At 39.9% G+C, this 15,841-nt stretch carries 16 protein-coding genes; 8 read left to right on the top strand and 8 right to left on the bottom strand.

The features are described from left to right. Nucleotides 1-36 precede the first annotated feature (36 nt). The 3 genes from MHB65_RS11425 to MHB65_RS11415 form a co-directional block, all read right to left on the bottom strand. Nucleotides 37-222, bottom strand: coding sequence for a hypothetical protein (locus MHB65_RS11425; protein ID WP_205443297.1), 186 nt, complete (start codon nt 220-222; stop codon nt 37-39). 183 nt (nt 223-405) lie between these two features. Further along, nucleotides 406-1,383: a thymidylate synthase gene (locus MHB65_RS11420; RefSeq protein WP_342443554.1), complete on the bottom strand. Its 978-nt coding sequence runs from the start codon at nt 1,381-1,383 to the stop codon at nt 406-408. A 47-nt stretch (nt 1,384-1,430) separates the two neighbouring features. Further along, a complete protein-coding gene (locus tag MHB65_RS11415; RefSeq protein WP_205443294.1) occupies nt 1,431-2,339 on the bottom strand; it encodes a hypothetical protein in 909 nt (302 codons plus the stop codon). 190 nt (nt 2,340-2,529) lie between these two features. Between MHB65_RS11415 and MHB65_RS11410 the strand changes: the two genes are divergently transcribed. The 3 genes from MHB65_RS11410 to MHB65_RS11400 all read left to right on the top strand — a co-directional run bounded on the left by MHB65_RS11410 (nt 2,530) and on the right by MHB65_RS11400 (nt 5,753). Beyond that, the gene (locus tag MHB65_RS11410; protein WP_342443553.1) at nt 2,530-4,722 is read left to right on the top strand and encodes an ATP-binding protein; all 2,193 of its coding nucleotides are present in this window, start codon (nt 2,530-2,532) and stop codon (nt 4,720-4,722) included. Further along, entirely contained in the window at nt 4,697-5,323 is a 627-nt protein-coding gene (locus MHB65_RS11405) for a response regulator transcription factor (RefSeq protein WP_342443552.1), read from the top strand. The genes MHB65_RS11410 and MHB65_RS11405 overlap by 26 nt, the downstream gene beginning before the upstream one ends. A gap of 229 nt (nt 5,324-5,552) precedes the next feature. After that, complete coding sequence (locus MHB65_RS11400; RefSeq protein WP_004230248.1) at nt 5,553-5,753, top strand: cold-shock protein; 201 nt, start codon at nt 5,553-5,555, stop codon at nt 5,751-5,753. Between the two features lie 150 nt (nt 5,754-5,903). Here the strand turns inward: MHB65_RS11400 and MHB65_RS11395 are convergent, their stop codons facing one another. Continuing rightward, nucleotides 5,904-7,202 carry a hypothetical protein gene (locus MHB65_RS11395; RefSeq protein ID WP_342443551.1) on the bottom strand — a complete coding sequence of 433 codons (1,299 nt, stop codon included), beginning with the start codon at nt 7,200-7,202 and terminating at the stop codon, nt 5,904-5,906. Nucleotides 7,203-7,352: 150 nt separating this feature from the next. Here MHB65_RS11395 and MHB65_RS11390 point away from each other — a divergent pair, with 150 nt between their 5' ends. The 3 genes from MHB65_RS11390 to MHB65_RS11380 all read left to right on the top strand — a co-directional run bounded on the left by MHB65_RS11390 (nt 7,353) and on the right by MHB65_RS11380 (nt 10,459). Continuing rightward, nucleotides 7,353-8,882, top strand: a complete 1,530-nt coding sequence (locus tag MHB65_RS11390; RefSeq protein WP_342443550.1) for an AbgT family transporter — start codon at nt 7,353-7,355, stop codon at nt 8,880-8,882. Nucleotides 8,883-8,895: 13 nt separating this feature from the next. Then, nucleotides 8,896-10,086 carry an amidohydrolase gene (locus tag MHB65_RS11385; protein ID WP_342443549.1) on the top strand — a complete coding sequence of 397 codons (1,191 nt, stop codon included), beginning with the start codon at nt 8,896-8,898 and terminating at the stop codon, nt 10,084-10,086. Nucleotides 10,087-10,186: 100 nt separating this feature from the next. Next, nucleotides 10,187-10,459: a hypothetical protein gene (locus tag MHB65_RS11380; protein ID WP_342443548.1), complete on the top strand. Its 273-nt coding sequence runs from the start codon at nt 10,187-10,189 to the stop codon at nt 10,457-10,459. An 838-nt stretch (nt 10,460-11,297) separates the two neighbouring features. On the opposite strand, the gene ccsB is transcribed toward MHB65_RS11380, so the two are convergent. Further along, nucleotides 11,298-12,467, bottom strand: a complete 1,170-nt coding sequence (ccsB, locus tag MHB65_RS11375) for a c-type cytochrome biogenesis protein CcsB (RefSeq protein WP_342443547.1) — start codon at nt 12,465-12,467, stop codon at nt 11,298-11,300. A 363-nt stretch (nt 12,468-12,830) separates the two neighbouring features. On the opposite strand from ccsB, the gene MHB65_RS11370 reads away from it, so the two are divergent. Next, complete coding sequence (locus MHB65_RS11370) at nt 12,831-13,568, top strand: class I SAM-dependent methyltransferase (protein WP_342443546.1); 738 nt, start codon at nt 12,831-12,833, stop codon at nt 13,566-13,568. A 14-nt stretch (nt 13,569-13,582) separates the two neighbouring features. Here MHB65_RS11370 and MHB65_RS11365 read toward each other — a convergent pair whose 3' ends face one another. From MHB65_RS11365 to MHB65_RS11355, 3 genes are read right to left on the bottom strand one after another with little or no spacing between them, the layout of a single operon-like run. Next, nucleotides 13,583-14,014, bottom strand: a complete 432-nt coding sequence (locus tag MHB65_RS11365; protein WP_342443545.1) for a GNAT family N-acetyltransferase — start codon at nt 14,012-14,014, stop codon at nt 13,583-13,585. Beyond that, on the bottom strand, nt 14,011-14,499 hold the full coding sequence (locus MHB65_RS11360) for a GNAT family protein (protein WP_342443544.1): 489 nt from the start codon (nt 14,497-14,499) through the stop codon (nt 14,011-14,013). Before MHB65_RS11360 ends, MHB65_RS11365 begins: the two co-directional genes overlap by 4 nt. Continuing rightward, nucleotides 14,496-15,083 (bottom strand): SMI1/KNR4 family protein, encoded by a 588-nt coding sequence (locus MHB65_RS11355; protein WP_342443543.1) that lies wholly within the window; start codon nt 15,081-15,083, stop codon nt 14,496-14,498. Before MHB65_RS11355 ends, MHB65_RS11360 begins: the two co-directional genes overlap by 4 nt. Nucleotides 15,084-15,283: 200 nt before the next feature. On the opposite strand from MHB65_RS11355, the gene MHB65_RS11350 reads away from it, so the two are divergent. Continuing rightward, complete coding sequence (locus MHB65_RS11350; RefSeq protein ID WP_342443542.1) at nt 15,284-15,835, top strand: GNAT family protein; 552 nt, start codon at nt 15,284-15,286, stop codon at nt 15,833-15,835. Nucleotides 15,836-15,841 lie beyond the last annotated feature (6 nt).

Here is a 15,841-nt window from a genome sequence, read left to right as displayed (position 1 = left end):
CCTCCACAGCCATTATAGCTTAGGAGGCGCTTACATTTATAGTGTTTCTTTATAACCTTTCAAACGAATCTCTTCGATGATTTGCATCATTTCCTGAATTTGCTGCTGTGACAATTCGATCGAATTACAGGAAAATGCATGCTGCACAGAACCCATGCTTTGTTCTGGATCACCTGGCTGTCGATCATATTCATCTACTAGAAGTACCATTGCATTTTTCACAACTATCACCCCTACAATATAATGGACTAACACCATTATACCAAATAATGCTAATTATACCATAATAACTATAATCAATTTCTCTTCATCCAGTCATCCAACTACCTACCTATTTCATAAAACAAATCGTTAGACCTAATTATTTGTTTGAAAAAACAGCAACCATAAAGGCTGCTGTTAGTATTATACGGCAATCGGTGCTTTAATCGCAGGATGTGGATCATATCCTTCAATGGATAAATCCTCAAGCTCTATATCGAAGATCGATGTTTTATTTGGATTGATGTGCAATGTTGGTAGGTTCCTTGGCTCACGTGATAGCTGTTCTTTCACTTGCTCCACATGGTTCGCATAAATATGCGCATCCCCAATGCTATGAATAAATTCGCCAACCTCTAGTCCGCATTCATGTGCGATCAAATGTGTTAATAAGGCGTAAGACGCAATATTGAATGGACAGCCTAATAATGTATCTAAGCTTCGTTGCATTAACTGGCAGCTTAATTGACCATTTGCTACATAAAACTGGAACATGACATGACATGGCGGTAATGCGGCTTTACTGCCCTTTGCCCCCGCATTGATCACATCCTCAGGATTCCAAGCATTGACAATAATACGTCGTGAGTCAGGTTGATGCTTAATTTGATCAATGACATCCTGTAGCTGGTCAAGGCTTTCGCCATCAGAAGTTGTCCAATGGCGCCATTGTTTGCCATAGACATTTCCAAGATCTCCATATTGCTGTGCAAAGGCATCGTCTGTTAAGACACGTTCACAAAATGAAGCAAGCTCTTTTTGATACAAAGCATTAAATGACTCGTCTACTAAACAGCGGCGGCCAAAATCTGTCATATCTGGCCCTGTATAGTCATCCGATTCCACCCATTTTTTGAATGCCCATTCATCCCAAATGTGGTTATTATGCTGCAATAGGTAACGGATATTGGTATCCCCTTTAATGAACCATAATAATTCACTTGCTACAAGCTTAAAAGGCACACGTTTTGTCGTTAGAAGAGGAAAACCTTTGCTTAAATCAAAACGCATTTGATAACCAAAGACACTGTATGTACCTGTCCCCGTTCGATCCTCTTTCTTCGTGCCATTTTCTAATATATGTTGTAGTAAATTTAAGTACGCTAATTCTGGATGCGTCATTTTTCTTCAACAGCTCCTTCAAGTTTGCTGTTGACCATTATACCATTTCACAACGAATTATTGTTGAGCTCCCTTGAAATTTCACTTTCTGTTGTGACGAAAAAAGTGGGAAGCAAGATGATATTCAATAAAACAGGTCCAACGATAACTAATAAATCAATGCCAGGACTAAAATATAACCCAAATGCTGTAATCAGGCCTGATAATACAAGGAACACGATTTGCGCAACAATGATCAAGATCGGCACCAATTGATACAGGTAATTGAGTTTACGGAACTGATGCAGATTGTCTGGGTTTTCAATGATTTTCCTTTTTAAGCGTCTAGACAAAATGAGACAAGCAAGCAGTTGGACACCCATAAAGCAAAAATAGATCACACTATATAGAAGCAACTGACTTTTTTGGATCGTGCCATCAAAATGACCCACCCTTTGGTTCAATAAGTCATGGACCGCTCCCTCATAAACATATTCACGCTCGCTTAAAAAAGTAAAAGGCTCCATAAAGCCAAGCGCTGTCCAATCCTTTGTATTGACAGTCCAATTGGATAATTTACTCGCTAAAATGCGCAATTGAATAGGATCTTGCTCGCCAAACATCCCTACGAGGTTACGATAGGGAATCGCTACTTTGAGCTGACCATCTTGCTTTTCTTGATATAAATCCTGAATATAAAAGGTATAGGCAACATCGGATTTATTGGCCTCGTAACGGGTCTCTCCAATTTTCCAATGATTAGCTAAGGAGGCTTGAATGCCGTTTTTCATTTCTGTATAGGGCACATCCTTATGTAAATGCTTCGGAATCTTATAGACAAAATGATGATCACTGCCAATAAGACCGATTTCTACTTCGACTTTATCTTGATTCACCGTTTTAGCCATCGTGGTCAATGGAATGGTGATCATAGCGATGAGGAAAAAAAGAATAAGTGTTAGAATACCTTTTTTCACGCAATCGTCCCCCTATTCGTCACTAATGATTAAATTTACCGTATCATAGCCATGTCCGAAAACACTATTTCGTTATTCCGAAAAAACAATAGTGGTTTTCCGAAACACGTTATTTCGGTATTCCAAATTTATCAATAATTAGCGATAATATATAGGAGATTCTAATCATAAGCAAAATCGAGGTTTCACAATGAAAAAATGGACATATTGTATTTTTCTTACATATTTAATACTTGGTATTTATGTATTAGGTATTGCCATCAAAACACCCTTTATTAGTCTCACTCTTGAGACGACAAATGGACAGCCTGCTTTTATGGATAGCTATTACCCCGAATGGGCACAGCAAAAAAATATTGAAAAAGGAGATATCATTGTGGCGATCGATGGGCAGCCAACCATGGAGAATCGCTACGTTCAGCGACAAATGATCATTAGAAGTGCCAATTCATTAACGATTCAAAAGGCTGATAAGAGCATTCAAACCATTGCAGTCCAGCATCGAGATATGCCAGAAGAATTATATTTGCAAATTTTGTTCCCAATCTTTTATTTTCTCCTAGCTTTCAGCGTCGCCCTTTATGTTTGGCGACGTAATCAAAACAATCTTTCAACGTTTTTATTGATCCTGTTTTTATTAACCTGTTCCATGGCCTATATCAGTACAGGCGCATCAGCAAGAGGAAATATGATTGGGATGTTTGTCATTGGCATTTGTATTATTTTATGCATGGTTCTCTTTATTCACTTTTTACAACACTTTTTCAAGTACCTACGAATCAAATGGACATACCCTCACAGTAAATGGCTATACTTATTAACACTTATCATCCCTGGCTGTTATCTAATGGAGAGCGTCATGCCCGCAATACGTGAGGTCACGCCTATCTTGAACTTAAGTTTATTTGCTATCCTTGTGCTGTATGCTATTTATATTTTATTAACGAGTTATTTACGCACAAAATTGGCAAAAATTCGTTTAATTGCGCTTGCCTTTATCGTGCCGTTTTTGCCCTTTTTATTATTTTTCGTTACACCTGAAATTTTAGGACATAAGCCGATATTACACGCTGAAATCGCCGCATTGTTTTTATTATTTATTCCGTTCTCTTTTCTGTTCATTCAGGTGAACGAACGATTATTCGATATTGAATACCAATTATCACGATTACGCTATTATTCAACACTAGCCTTTTTCAGTGCGCTTCTGTTGACAGCGGGAATTGCCCTGTTATTCTTGGGGCAGCTATCCATCGTCCATGTCACAAGTATTTTTTTACTTGTCTTCATGGTTATCATTGCGAGCTTCTATATAAAAGAGCGCATTGATTTTAAGTATCGAAAAATTATCTTCTCTTCTACTGGAAATTATGTACATAATTTATATGCGGCTGTTCAGCGCATGGGCAAAGCAAAAAACCAGCAAGAATTATTGGATCGTTTTAAATATGAAATTACCGAGAAGCTTGGTACAACAGCGTTTCATATCTGTACGATAACAGAAGATTCTCCACAGCATCTAAGCCACTATACACAATTACTATTACATGATGCTGGAGAGGAAAAGATCATGCTAGAAATACGACATGCCCTGCAAAAGGAAGAGCTCCTTTGGTTAGAATTGCTTGCGCTGTATGTGTCGATGTTTATCAATAATTTACAGCAAATTGAGGATTTAGTTCAGGAAATTCAGCATATGAAAAACACCAGTGATACACCGCTTCCTTGGCTCGATAAATTGCTATGGAATATTATTGAGAAAGAAAAGAGTATTTTAGCACAGGAATTACATGACACCATTTTGCAGGAGCAGCTTCATTTAGCCAGAGAGCTTGATGTCCTTGCCGGCTCTCCTACTATTAAAAAGGAAACCGTGCTAGCTATTCGTGAACAGCTATTAAACGCAACAAAGGACTTACGAGAATATTGCGAGAACCTAAGTCCCCCACTATTGGATACCTTTGGCTTACAAATGGCGTTAAAAAAACTCATTCAAAAGGTCAAAATACGGGCTGACTTTTTACTAAACGCACAAATTGATCGTGTGCACTTCCAGGATGTCACCCTTCATCTCGTGGTCTATCGTCTCGTTCAAGAGCTGTTAAATAATGCAATCAAGCATGCCGAAGCAACAGAGGTTTCGCTACAATTACAAGCAATCCCTCAAGGCTTTATCCTTCAATATGATGATAACGGTATTGGCTGCGACATTGACGACTTAATTCAGTCCTCTGCATCAATGGGCATTAATGGCATTCGTGAACGTGTCCGTGCTTTTAATGGTGACATCACCATCCAATCGAGTCGTAATGAAGGCATGCATATTTTTATACAAATACAAGAGGACGGGGATTCATATGATGAACATACTTATTATAGATGACCATCCTGTCGTTTTAGATGGTACGAAAACATTGTTGCAGGATTTAGCCAATGTTCATATCGAAACCGAGCAGGATAGCGCAGCCGTATTATCAAGAATGGATACAGATACCTTTCAATTATTTTTAATTGATATCAATATGAAGCCAATCAACGGCATTCAACTATCAGAGATGATCAAGAAAAAACAACCAGAGGCATTGATCATTCTTTATACAGGCTACGAACTTTCCGATTATTATGAGCTGCTGATTGAGAAAAAAATTGACGGCCTCTTATCAAAGCTGGCGACAAAGGAGCAAGTCATCCAAACCATTCAAGCAGCCCTAAGAGGTGAGATTTTACTAGCAGCTGACTTCTTAGACTTTATCCAGCAACGCACCAACCTGCCGAATGTTCAGCAGGAGGTTTTACTGAGCGACAAGGAACAGGAAATACTACAGCTCGTTGCCCAAGGCTGTACAAATAAAGCCATCGCCTCTGCTATCGGTGTCACACAGCGCACGGTGGAAAATTATTTATCCAAGCTATTCGTCAAGCTCAATGTAGAATCACGGGCAGAGGCTGTCATCGTCGCCAAGGAAAAAGCATGGATCAATTAATGAGGAGCTAGCGTTTCTTTACTATTAGATTACAAATGTAAATTTTTCCTTACTAAAAACGGAATTTACTGGATATACAAACAATTCTGTACTATAATAAGGGTAATAATTACATTACTTCATTGCTATGATTAAAAACACGTATTCAAAAGTAATACGAGCTTTTGAATACGTTTTTTATATGTGATAGAAGCAATTGATTGTTGAATTTTTTTGGGAGGGTGTTTACATGACACAAGGTACAGTTAAATGGTTTAACGCAGAAAAAGGTTTTGGCTTCATCGCAGTTGAAGGTGGCAATGATGTATTCGTACATTTCTCAGCTATCCAATCTGATGGCTTCAAAACTTTAGAAGAGGGCCAAAAAGTTGAATTCGGCGTAGAAGAAGGCAGCCGTGGACCTCAAGCAACGAATGTAGTGAAACTATAATCTTCACTTAACATAGACGTGCATAGAAAAAGAGACATCCATTTTCGGATGTCTCTTTTTCCTGTTTTAGGTCCTATAAAACCTAGTTACTACCCCACCTTACCTTCACTATCATCATATCAACTTGCGCAGGTAGCCCCTCCATCCTGACTAATATAAATTAATTTGGTAATACTTTTTTGGGCGTCCACGAGTGGTGGAGGTGTTGCTTGGTAATTCATGTGCTAAGTTTTTTTCATGGAGTTGCTTTAAAATGCGGTTTGCAGAGCGTACCGTAATGCCAAGATGTGTACTGAGCAGCTCTCCACTGACGATCGTTGTCGTTAGTTTTTCCAACATCGCTTCAATTTTTTGTAATTGTAATAAGGGAATATCGTATGTCGTACTTAAATTTTTTAGGTGCTGTTGTTTTTCATCGTCAAACTGGAGCATCGTTCCATATAACAAAGGGCCGATTTCTCGTGTATTTTCAATAATATACCCCTGTGTTTCCTTTGAGGAGCAGAGAGTTGCGGCTTTTTTAGCAAACTCCTGACTATCAATTAAAGAGTCCCCAATCCCCCACCCTATTCTGACAGGAAAAGATAGCTTCTCATTTAAAAAATCAACTAAATGACAATGTGAATAACTGTTCGTTGTACTTAAAAATTGCTTATATGTCGTGATAATCGCAATGAAGGAAGCCTCACGATGCACGATAAATGAACTGGCATACAGTTGTTTGAAATCTAAAATGGATTTATATAAGGCAATTTGCCGATATTCTAAGTCATCTATATTCGATTTGTCTATAGGAATTAAAATATGCACTACCACAACTTTATTTTGGTTAAGCTGACGGATTTGCAGTTGATTGAGAAAATGATCTACTGTTAATTGCATGGCATATTGAGACGGGTAAAAAGCGATAAACGGTATATTTTGAAGAGCTAAGCGTTCACGTATTTCTGCAATGCGTGTAAAGCTTAAATCAATCTTGTTTTCTTTATGCAATTGTATGTGCCATTCTGCAGCTTTATCGATAATATCACTACTTGCGTACTCGCTCATCGTTTGGCTAAAAAGATAAGGTTTTTTTCCAATCGACCATTCATGAATGCCCAAATAGCCGTTTTCCTCATAGCAAAAATCAATGGCGATGCGATTCATCGCAATCTTTTTCTCATAAAAAAGCTCCGTAACGGTACGGTAAAAATCACGCTCTGAAATATCAAAATAATGCATGGGTACCGTTACTTCTTGAAAATGTTTTTGAGCATAGAAATATGGAATTTGCCCGCTAAAAAGCGCCCCATCTCCCCCATCTAAATACTTTTCTAAAAGCTCATTTAGATGGTCAAAATCAGTATAAGCATAGTAATGAAATTCACAAAAAGAGGGTTTAATTTTTTGAAGCTGTTGAACCCATGAAAGTGAGCGTTTTGCGGTAAAAACATTAATTTTATACATACAGATAGCTCCTTAATAAAAAATAAATATTGAAAATAGTCAGAAAATATGGTTTCTTTGTATAAAGGACATAGATTTTCAGTGTCTTAAAATAAAGACATTGGATTTTTAAAGAATAAGTCTAATAAAGTATAAAAGGAGATGAAATTTATGCAAGGGAATTCACAAACAATTAAGAAAAAATCTTGGATTGACAACATGTTAGATAAAATCGAGCGTGCAGGTAATAAGTTACCAGACCCTATCACGTTATTTATCATTCTAGCAGGTGTAGTACTAGTTTTATCATGGATCTTTTCCATGCTAGGTATTTCAGCAGTTCAACCCGGTACAAACGATGTCATTCAAGTTAAAAATCTACTAAGCCAAGAAGGACTCATCTTAATTTTAACGCAGATGGTTTCAACATTTACAGGCTTTGCTCCTTTAGGGTTAGTCATCGTGACCATGATAGGTATCGGTTTAGCTGAGCAAACAGGTCTCATTTCGGCTGTCATGAAAAAAATTGTGATGTCAGCACCTACAAAATTAATTGTACCTTTTATCATTTTTACAGGTTTAGTTGGTAACTTAGCTGCTGACGCGGCATTTATCATTTTACCACCCATTGCAGCCATGATTTTTATGAGCGTTGGTCGAAATCCATTAGCAGGCTTAATTATTACATATGCAGCTGTAGCTGGAGGCTTCAGTGCCAACATATTAATTAGCTCTCTAGACGTATTATTATTAGGGATTACAGAATCAGCAGCACAGATAGCAGACCCTGCGTACACTGGTCGGGCAACGATGAACTATTACTTCTTAATTGCTTCGACTTTTTTATTAGTCATTATTGGTACATGGGTTGCAAAAAAGTTTACAGAGCCTCGCTTTGGTACGTTTCATGGAGAGATTGAAAAGCTAGAGCCATTGACAGCTTTAGAAAAGCGAGGGTTAAAATGGGCTGGAATCGTAACGGCAGTTTATAGTCTAGTGATTGCCTTTACAGTCATTCCATCGAACGGTCTTTTACGTGATCCTGCAACAGGTGGCTTTTTAAATTCACCTTTCATGTCAGGCATTGTACCCATCATGTTATTCTTCTTCCTATTACCTGGTCTTGCCTACGGTATTGCAGCGAAGGAAGTTAAAAACGATAAGGAAGTTGCAGAGAAAATTTTTAAATCCATTGCTGATATGGCGCCCTTTATTGTATTAGCGTTTGCGGCTTCACAAATGATTGCCTTTTTCAACTGGAGCAATATTGGTTCTATTTTAGCCATTAAAGGTGCGGAGCTTTTACAAGCATTAAATTTTACAGGTTTACCAATGATGATCGGATTTGTTTTAATTTGTGCCTTTGTCAACTTATTAATCGCAAGCGCCTCTGCAAAATGGGCTTTACTTGCACCGATCTTCGTACCGATGTTCCTATACTTAGGCTATTCCCCAGCAGTTACACAAATGGCCTATCGTGTAGGTGATTCGATTACAAATCCAATTACACCTATGTTACCGTATTTCGCGATTTTACTGTCGTTTGCAAAGCGCTATGATAAAAATATCGGTATCGGTACACTTATCTCTTCTTTATTACCGTTCTCAGTGTTTTTCGCAATCGGTTGGATTATCCTCTTCGCCATTTGGTTCCTACTAGGTCTACCGCTTGGCCCTGGAGATTATATTTACTTAAAATAAGGAGTGTTATTAAATGACAACATTACAACAACAGCTAGCAGATTTATTAAAGCAATATGAGGAAGAGACGATACAGCTTCGTCGTCATTTCCATGAAAATCCTGAGCTTTCCTTTGAGGAAGTAGAGACACCAAAAACCATTGCAGCCTTTCATCGCGCATTAGGTCATGAGGTTCGTGAAGGTGTAGGTGGCAATGGTGTTGTGGCGAAGCTCGTCGGTGGGAAACCAGGCAAAACAGTAGCATTGCGCGCAGATTTTGACGCTTTAGCCATTACGGAAGAAACCGGCTTACCTTTCCAGTCGAAAATTAAAGGGCGTATGCATGCTTGCGGCCATGATGGACACACAGCCTCCCTGTTAATTTTAGCGAAGGCGTTCAACCAAATGAAGGATGACCTAGAAGGAACAATCGTCTTTATTCATCAACATGCAGAGGAGCTTGCGCCAGGTGGAGCGATTTCGATGATTAAGGATGGCTGCTTAGAAGGTGTAGATGTGATTTTCGGTACACATTTATGGGCACCCACTGATCTTGGTAAAGTGCAAACAGCTAAAGGGCCATTAATGGCTGCAGCAGATGGCATTTATATGACGATAAAAGGCAAGGGCGGCCATGGTTCAAACCCAAGTGACACCAAGGATTCCATTGTCCTGGCAGCACAGTTTATAACAAATTTACAGCAGCTTGTGGCACGTCGTATCAACCCATTACGTCCAGCAGTAGTGTCGATTGGGCATATCGAGGCATTAAATCCTTTCAACGTTATTGCTGATCAAGTGTACATGAAGGGTACGGTGCGCACTTTCCACGAGGAGGAGCGTCTTTTGCTAGAACATGAAATCGAAGAGCTCTTAAAGGCCACATGTTATTTAACAAAGGCAGACTATGAATATGAGTATGTGCGAGGCTATCCGCCTGTTGTGAACCACGAAGCAGAGACTGAGCATATAATGGCGTCCGCAGAGAAAATTGCAGATGTAGAGTCTGTTGAAATTGTTGATCCGAATATGGGTGGTGAGGATTTTGCCTATTTCTTAGAGGAAATCCCAGGGGCCTTTTTCTTCACAGGAGCAAAAAATCCTGATTGGGAGGAAGTCTATCCGCACCATCATCCGAAATTCGACATCGACGAGCGCTCATTACGAATTGCCGCCAATGTCTTAGGCCAAGCAACCTTAGACTATTTCGCAAAGAATCATTAAAAAAGAGCATTACGAAGTGCTAAATGCATTTCGTAATGCTTTTTTCGGTTGGTTATTTTAAGTAAGAAGAAAAGGCAGATCAAAGAGGTTTTCTCACTGGTTGGAGCGGTTACCTTATTGGGTAGAGCGCTTTTCCCTTACTTTGGAGCGGCTTCCTTACTGGGGGGAGCGCTTTTCCCTTACTTTGGAGCGGGTTCCTTATTGGTTGGAGCGCTTTCTCCTCACTTTGGAGCGGCTTCCTTACTGGGTAGAGCGCTTTCTCTTTATTTTGGAGCAGCTTCCTTACTGGGGGGAGCGCTTTCCCCTTATTTTAGAGCGACTTCCTTACTGGGGGGAGCGCTTTCTCCTTATTTTGGAGCGGTTACCTTATTAGATGGAGCGGTTATCTTGAAAGTTGGATCACGTTGCCCTTACTTGTGAGTTGTTTCCGCAAAATAGGTTCACCCAGTATGATTCTCTCGCTGGGTGGATCACTTTTCACTCGACTACTCTTCAAGTAGGATCACCTCTCAACCTTTTTCGAGAGACTACTCCTCTAGTAGGATCACTTCTCACCCTTTTTGGAGCGGTTACTCCTCCATTAGGATCACTTCTCACCATCTTTAGAGCGACTCCTTCTCAATTAGGATCACCTCTCACACATTTAGGAGCGGCTTCTCCTCAATTAGGATCACTCCTCATCCTTTTTCGAGAGACTACTCCTCTAGTAGGATCACTTCTCACCCTTTTTGGAGCGGTTACTCCTCCATTAGGATCACTCCTCACCATCTTCAGAGCGACTCCTTCTCAATTAGGATCACCTCTCACACATTTAGGAGTGGTTACTCCTCCATCAGGATCACTCCTCACCATCTTCAGAGCGACTACTCCTCCATCAGGATCACTTCTCAACCTTCTAGGAGCGGCTTCTCCTCAAGTAGGATCACCTCTCACCCTTTTTAGAGCGGTTACTCCTCAATTAGGATCGCCTCTCACTCATCTAGGAGCGGTTACTCCTCAATTAGGATCACTTCTCAACCACCTAGGAGCAACTACTCCTCAATCAGGATCACTCCTCACCATCTTCAGAGCGACTACTCCTCCATCAGGATCACTTCTCATCCTTTTTAGAGCGACTACTCCTCAACTAGGATCACTTCTCACCCTTTTTAGAGCGACTACTCCTCAATTAAGATCACTTCTCACCTTACTTCAGAGCACCCCACCTTCAGCTAGGCATAAGAATGTAAGCCGGCGATGACTAGGTTGACAAATACTTGGTTGAACACGATGATGCCGAAGCCGATGATGGCCAACCAGGCTGTTCTCTCGCCTTCCCAGCCTTTGGATAGGCGGAAATGGAGGAAGGCTGCGTAGAATAAAAAGGTAATTAATGCCCAGACTTCTTTCGGGTCCCAGCCCCAATAGCGACTCCAGGCAATTTGGGCCCAAATCATGGCGAATAGTAGGCCACCTAATGCAAATAATGGGAAGCCGATGACAACAGCGCGGTAGGATATTTCGTCCATTAATTGTGGCTGTACACGGCTTGTCCATGGCTTTAATAAGGCACTCACTGATTTTCTTGTGATTAATCGAATGACACCATATAAAATAGTACCAACGATAAATGCCCAGACAATCGAGTTTAATTTCTTGGCGTCTATTTTGTTTGTGATTTCGACTACACCTACTGCATCACCTTTTTCGGTGACGGCACCTTCATTAACAATCAGGGGCATCATGGCGTAAGTGGCTTGTTCTTGCTGTCCCTGTGCATTATCGAATTGTACCTGTACCTCTTCTGTGGCAACGCTGAAAAAAGTCGATACGCCGATAAAGCCAATGACAACCACCAAACAATACAACACAAATTCAAGCCCGTATGTACTGATAGATTTTTGAGAAACATCCAGTGTTCTTAATAAATAAATCAAACCTGTGGCAAAGGACACGGATAAAATGGCACTAGAAAAGGCCACTGTCATGACATGAATAGTTAACCAGTGACTTTGCAGAGATGGAACAAGCGGCGATACTTCCTTTGCGAAAACGCTTCCATAGCCAAGTATGATTAGTGACACAGGAATAGTAAATAAGCCAACTACGATTTGCTTATATAAGAAATGGATAATTAAGTAACTTCCTGTAAGCATGATGCCAAAGAACGTCATAAATTCATACATATTGCTGACAGGTGCATGGTCAACCGCTACCCATCTCACAACAAAGTATACGAGCTGTAGGGCAAAGGCTAGATAAGTGAGCAGTAATCCTAGCTTACCGAACATTTTCCTCTTCGATTTGACCGCAAGCCCTAATGGCACAATAGCAATGAGCAGTAAAATAAAGGCAATAAATAAGGCATTGCTACTAATGGATAATAAACTTTCTTGATTCAATAGAATCCCTCCAACGTCTCTTTTTCGGAATTTGCTTCCAACTACTAAGAACGTTACAGATTGCAAGAAGTGCCATGTTTTCCCTTTAAATATTTTTATTTTGAAGAATTGTTACATTTTTATGACATATAAGGAAAAGGAGTGAAATGAATAGAAGAGTCGTGGTAGGAAAATCATTATGTAGAAGGATTTGCAAAGACAGTATCCCATTAAATGGAAATAAACTTCATCTAAAAATGATATGCCTCTATCTACATCCTACAAAAAATTGTAATAAAAGTCTATTTCTTTTTATCTCTACATGGGACAATAGTGATGCGCACAATTGACATAACGTTATGTTTCATCAACTGGAGGCTTTTAATGAAACAAAATATTTATGATAATCCGATATTTTTTCATCAATACAAGACATTGAGACAAAAAGCATATAATTATAATCGTCTTTTAGAGCAGCCCACTATGAAGGCCTTACTTCCACCTTTGACAAATTTACGGGTACTTGATATTGGCTGTGGTATGGGTGATTTCGCCAAGTATTGTATCGACCATCAAGCCAAACATGTAACCGCATTAGATGTTTCGAGCAATATGCTGACCATTGCCAAGCAGGCGCATGCTCACCCTCGAATTGACTATCAGCTACAGGCAATAGAGGATTACGAAGCACCCTCGAATAGCTTTGATTGTATAACCAGCTCCCTATCGCTTCATTATGTCAAAGATTTTGATGCGGTAATTGCTGAAATCGCTCACATGCTTCGTCCTAACGGTGTATTTATTTTCTCTGTGGAGCATCCTATTGCTACAGCTCGTCACACAACGGAAGATAATTGGATATATGATGACCATCATCACCGTCTGCACTACGCCGTGGATCATTACCAGGATGAAGGCTTGCGTGAGCAAACATGGTTGGTGAATGGGGTTGTCAAATATCATCGTACCTTAGCAACAATGGTTAATACATTGATTGCTCATGGGTTAACAATTGATAAAATCGTAGAACCGATTCCAAGTCAAGAAGCCATTCAACAGCTTCCTTCCATTGAAAAGGAGCTACGCAGACCGTCCTTTTTATTTATCAAAGTAAAAAAATAAACGAAAGCCTCACCCTATGTTTGTGGTGAGGCTTGTTTCATATAAATCATTTCTGGGTCTCCCACATCTAAATTGTCAATAAAACCACTTTTGACAAAGCCTAGGTTGTGAAAAAGCTGTTGCATCCGCTTATTGGACTGATTTGTAGAGGAGAAAACTTTTGATGTTTTAGCCATGTTCATATAAGCCATCATTAAGGCAGACGCAACGCCTTTTCTGCGTTCGGACGGCTTGACAATGACTAAGGAAATAAAGCTATAGCCAAAAAAGTCATTGCTAAATAGCAGAAACCCCGCAATGGTATCGGCGGATTGGTAGAGCAAACAGCGTTTCTCTTCGATAGCTTGTTGAATTTCTCCCTCTCTGGATGAATCACCAATCACTTCTTGATCGATTGTACAAAGTGCTTGTAAATGCTCTCTTTTTGCTTCGATTATATGGTTCAATTTTTAACCTCCTTCAAATAATAGCTCATCACCTTTAGCTCCTCTTGAAGTCCCTGTGCCTGTCTGCCTTCATCGACAAAGCCGCACCGCTTATAAAGTTCCTGTGCCGCTACATTTGGCACATTCACCCCTAGCACCAGCTCATTGATGTGCGGGAAATGCTTGCGAACAAAGTCAGGTAATAAGTGGAGTGCCGTTTTGGCGTAGCCTTTTCCCTGCTCATAAAAATCGGTGGAAAAGGAACGGATTAATAGCGCCTGTTCATTGGAGGAGTAAGGCGTCACCCCTTCTTTTTCATGTAAGACAAAGAAGGTAACTAGCTTGTTACCGTCCATTGCTAAAATAGCATGTCGACTATTATCCTGCTTAGCAAGTTCAATGCTCTCTTTTGGAGACTTTGTATAGCGGAGCTGCTCTTCTGTTAGCGTATATTGTTCCACTAAATTCTGTGCCTTGTCCTCATAGAAAATGAGCAGCATGGTCATTCGAATTCCTCCTCGTAAATAGCGGTGAATTCATAGTCTCCCTCTATAAGTTGCTGTAAATAATCCTCAAAGGAAGCCACGATCACCTCAAAGCTATCAGGATCATGCACATAACGAACCACCTGACCAACTTGCCCTGCTTCATTTGGCGTAAAATCAATATATAGGCTCGATGTTCCCCCATTATTCATACAATCCGCAAAGCATAAACGTTCATTTAATGGGACATGCATATTAATCTTTTCATCTACTTCAACATACGCTAAAAATTCCTGATAGCGCTCATGAATCGTTTCACGCTTGTCATGGTAATCTTTTACGATTTGCTCCACCGATTTTAAATAATACGGGTAATCCCCTAAATCAGAGCCTAGTACTAGAACACTGATGGTTTCTTGCCCATGCTGACAATAATAGGTACCATTGACATCCTGTAATAGTTCAATCAACGCTTGTGGGCAATTCGGAAATACTTCTAACAAAGCCTGAATTTGTGCATCTGAAGCACCAACAGCCTGTTGTAATTGTTGCTGCTCCTCTTGTGGTAAGTAGTGTAATAAATTCGCAAAATAAGCTGTACGCATCTTAATCCCTCTCTCTCTTTAACTATGTCATATTTTAACATAATTTCTTCCATTCTCTTAGTTCCTCATGCTACTATGGAAGTATGCACAAAAAAGGGGTGGGTTTATGAGTGTGAAAGATGCAGTAGACGTGAAAGTATTACAAACAATCGATGGGTTGTAACGCTACTTGCAGCCCTTATACAAGGGAGAATACAATAATGGAACACTATTTGAAAACATTTTTAACGGGTCAATCAATCATTTTACAGCAAATGACTTCTGCTGACCTAGAGGCTTTTATAGCCATCGAAAGCGAAATCACCTCTTTGCTACTTGCTAATGATGAGATTCCCTTTCCACAAACTGTAGAGGATCACACCACTTTCTTTAACAGTATCAGTGGGAAAAAGGAGGAATTCTTTTTCGGCATTTATGAAAAAGCGTCCCATCAGCTGATTGGCTCCTGTGCCGTTTATTCAGTGAATTGGCAAAACAGCACGTGCTCTGTGGGCATTTCAATCGGAAAAGAGTGGCACGGCAAGGGCTATGGCACAGATGCAATGAAAACGCTTATTGATTTTATATTCCAATATATAGCTGTTCAGAAAATCAAGCTTCAGGTTTTTAGCTTTAACCCAGCAGCTATTCGCTCCTATGAGAAATGCGGCTTCACAAAAGAAGGCATTTTACGCCAAGAAATTTTCCGCTTCGGTACATTCCATGATGTAGTAGTATTTGGCCTCTTACGCTCCGAATGGGAGAGAAATTAACTGAAT

The organism is Lysinibacillus sp. FSL K6-0075 (assembly GCF_038592945.1).
Classification (GTDB): domain Bacteria; phylum Bacillota; class Bacilli; order Bacillales_A; family Planococcaceae; genus Lysinibacillus; species Lysinibacillus fusiformis_F.
This window is presented reverse-complemented; position numbering and strand designations above follow the sequence as displayed.

Coding starts and splice junctions, on each gene's coding strand:
- MHB65_RS11420 (WP_342443554.1), bottom strand. CDS start 1,383: ATGACGCATCCAGAATTAGCGTACTTAAATTTACTACAACATATATTA.
- MHB65_RS11410 (WP_342443553.1), top strand. CDS start 2,530: ATGAAAAAATGGACATATTGTATTTTTCTTACATATTTAATACTTGGT.
- MHB65_RS11405 (WP_342443552.1), top strand. CDS start 4,697: ATGATGAACATACTTATTATAGATGACCATCCTGTCGTTTTAGATGGT.
- MHB65_RS11400 (WP_004230248.1), top strand. CDS start 5,553: ATGACACAAGGTACAGTTAAATGGTTTAACGCAGAAAAAGGTTTTGGC.
- MHB65_RS11395 (WP_342443551.1), bottom strand. CDS start 7,202: ATGTATAAAATTAATGTTTTTACCGCAAAACGCTCACTTTCATGGGTT.
- MHB65_RS11390 (WP_342443550.1), top strand. CDS start 7,353: ATGCAAGGGAATTCACAAACAATTAAGAAAAAATCTTGGATTGACAAC.
- MHB65_RS11385 (WP_342443549.1), top strand. CDS start 8,896: ATGACAACATTACAACAACAGCTAGCAGATTTATTAAAGCAATATGAG.
- MHB65_RS11370 (WP_342443546.1), top strand. CDS start 12,831: ATGAAACAAAATATTTATGATAATCCGATATTTTTTCATCAATACAAG.
- MHB65_RS11360 (WP_342443544.1), bottom strand. CDS start 14,499: ATGACCATGCTGCTCATTTTCTATGAGGACAAGGCACAGAATTTAGTG.
- MHB65_RS11355 (WP_342443543.1), bottom strand. CDS start 15,083: ATGCGTACAGCTTATTTTGCGAATTTATTACACTACTTACCACAAGAG.
- MHB65_RS11350 (WP_342443542.1), top strand. CDS start 15,284: ATGGAACACTATTTGAAAACATTTTTAACGGGTCAATCAATCATTTTA.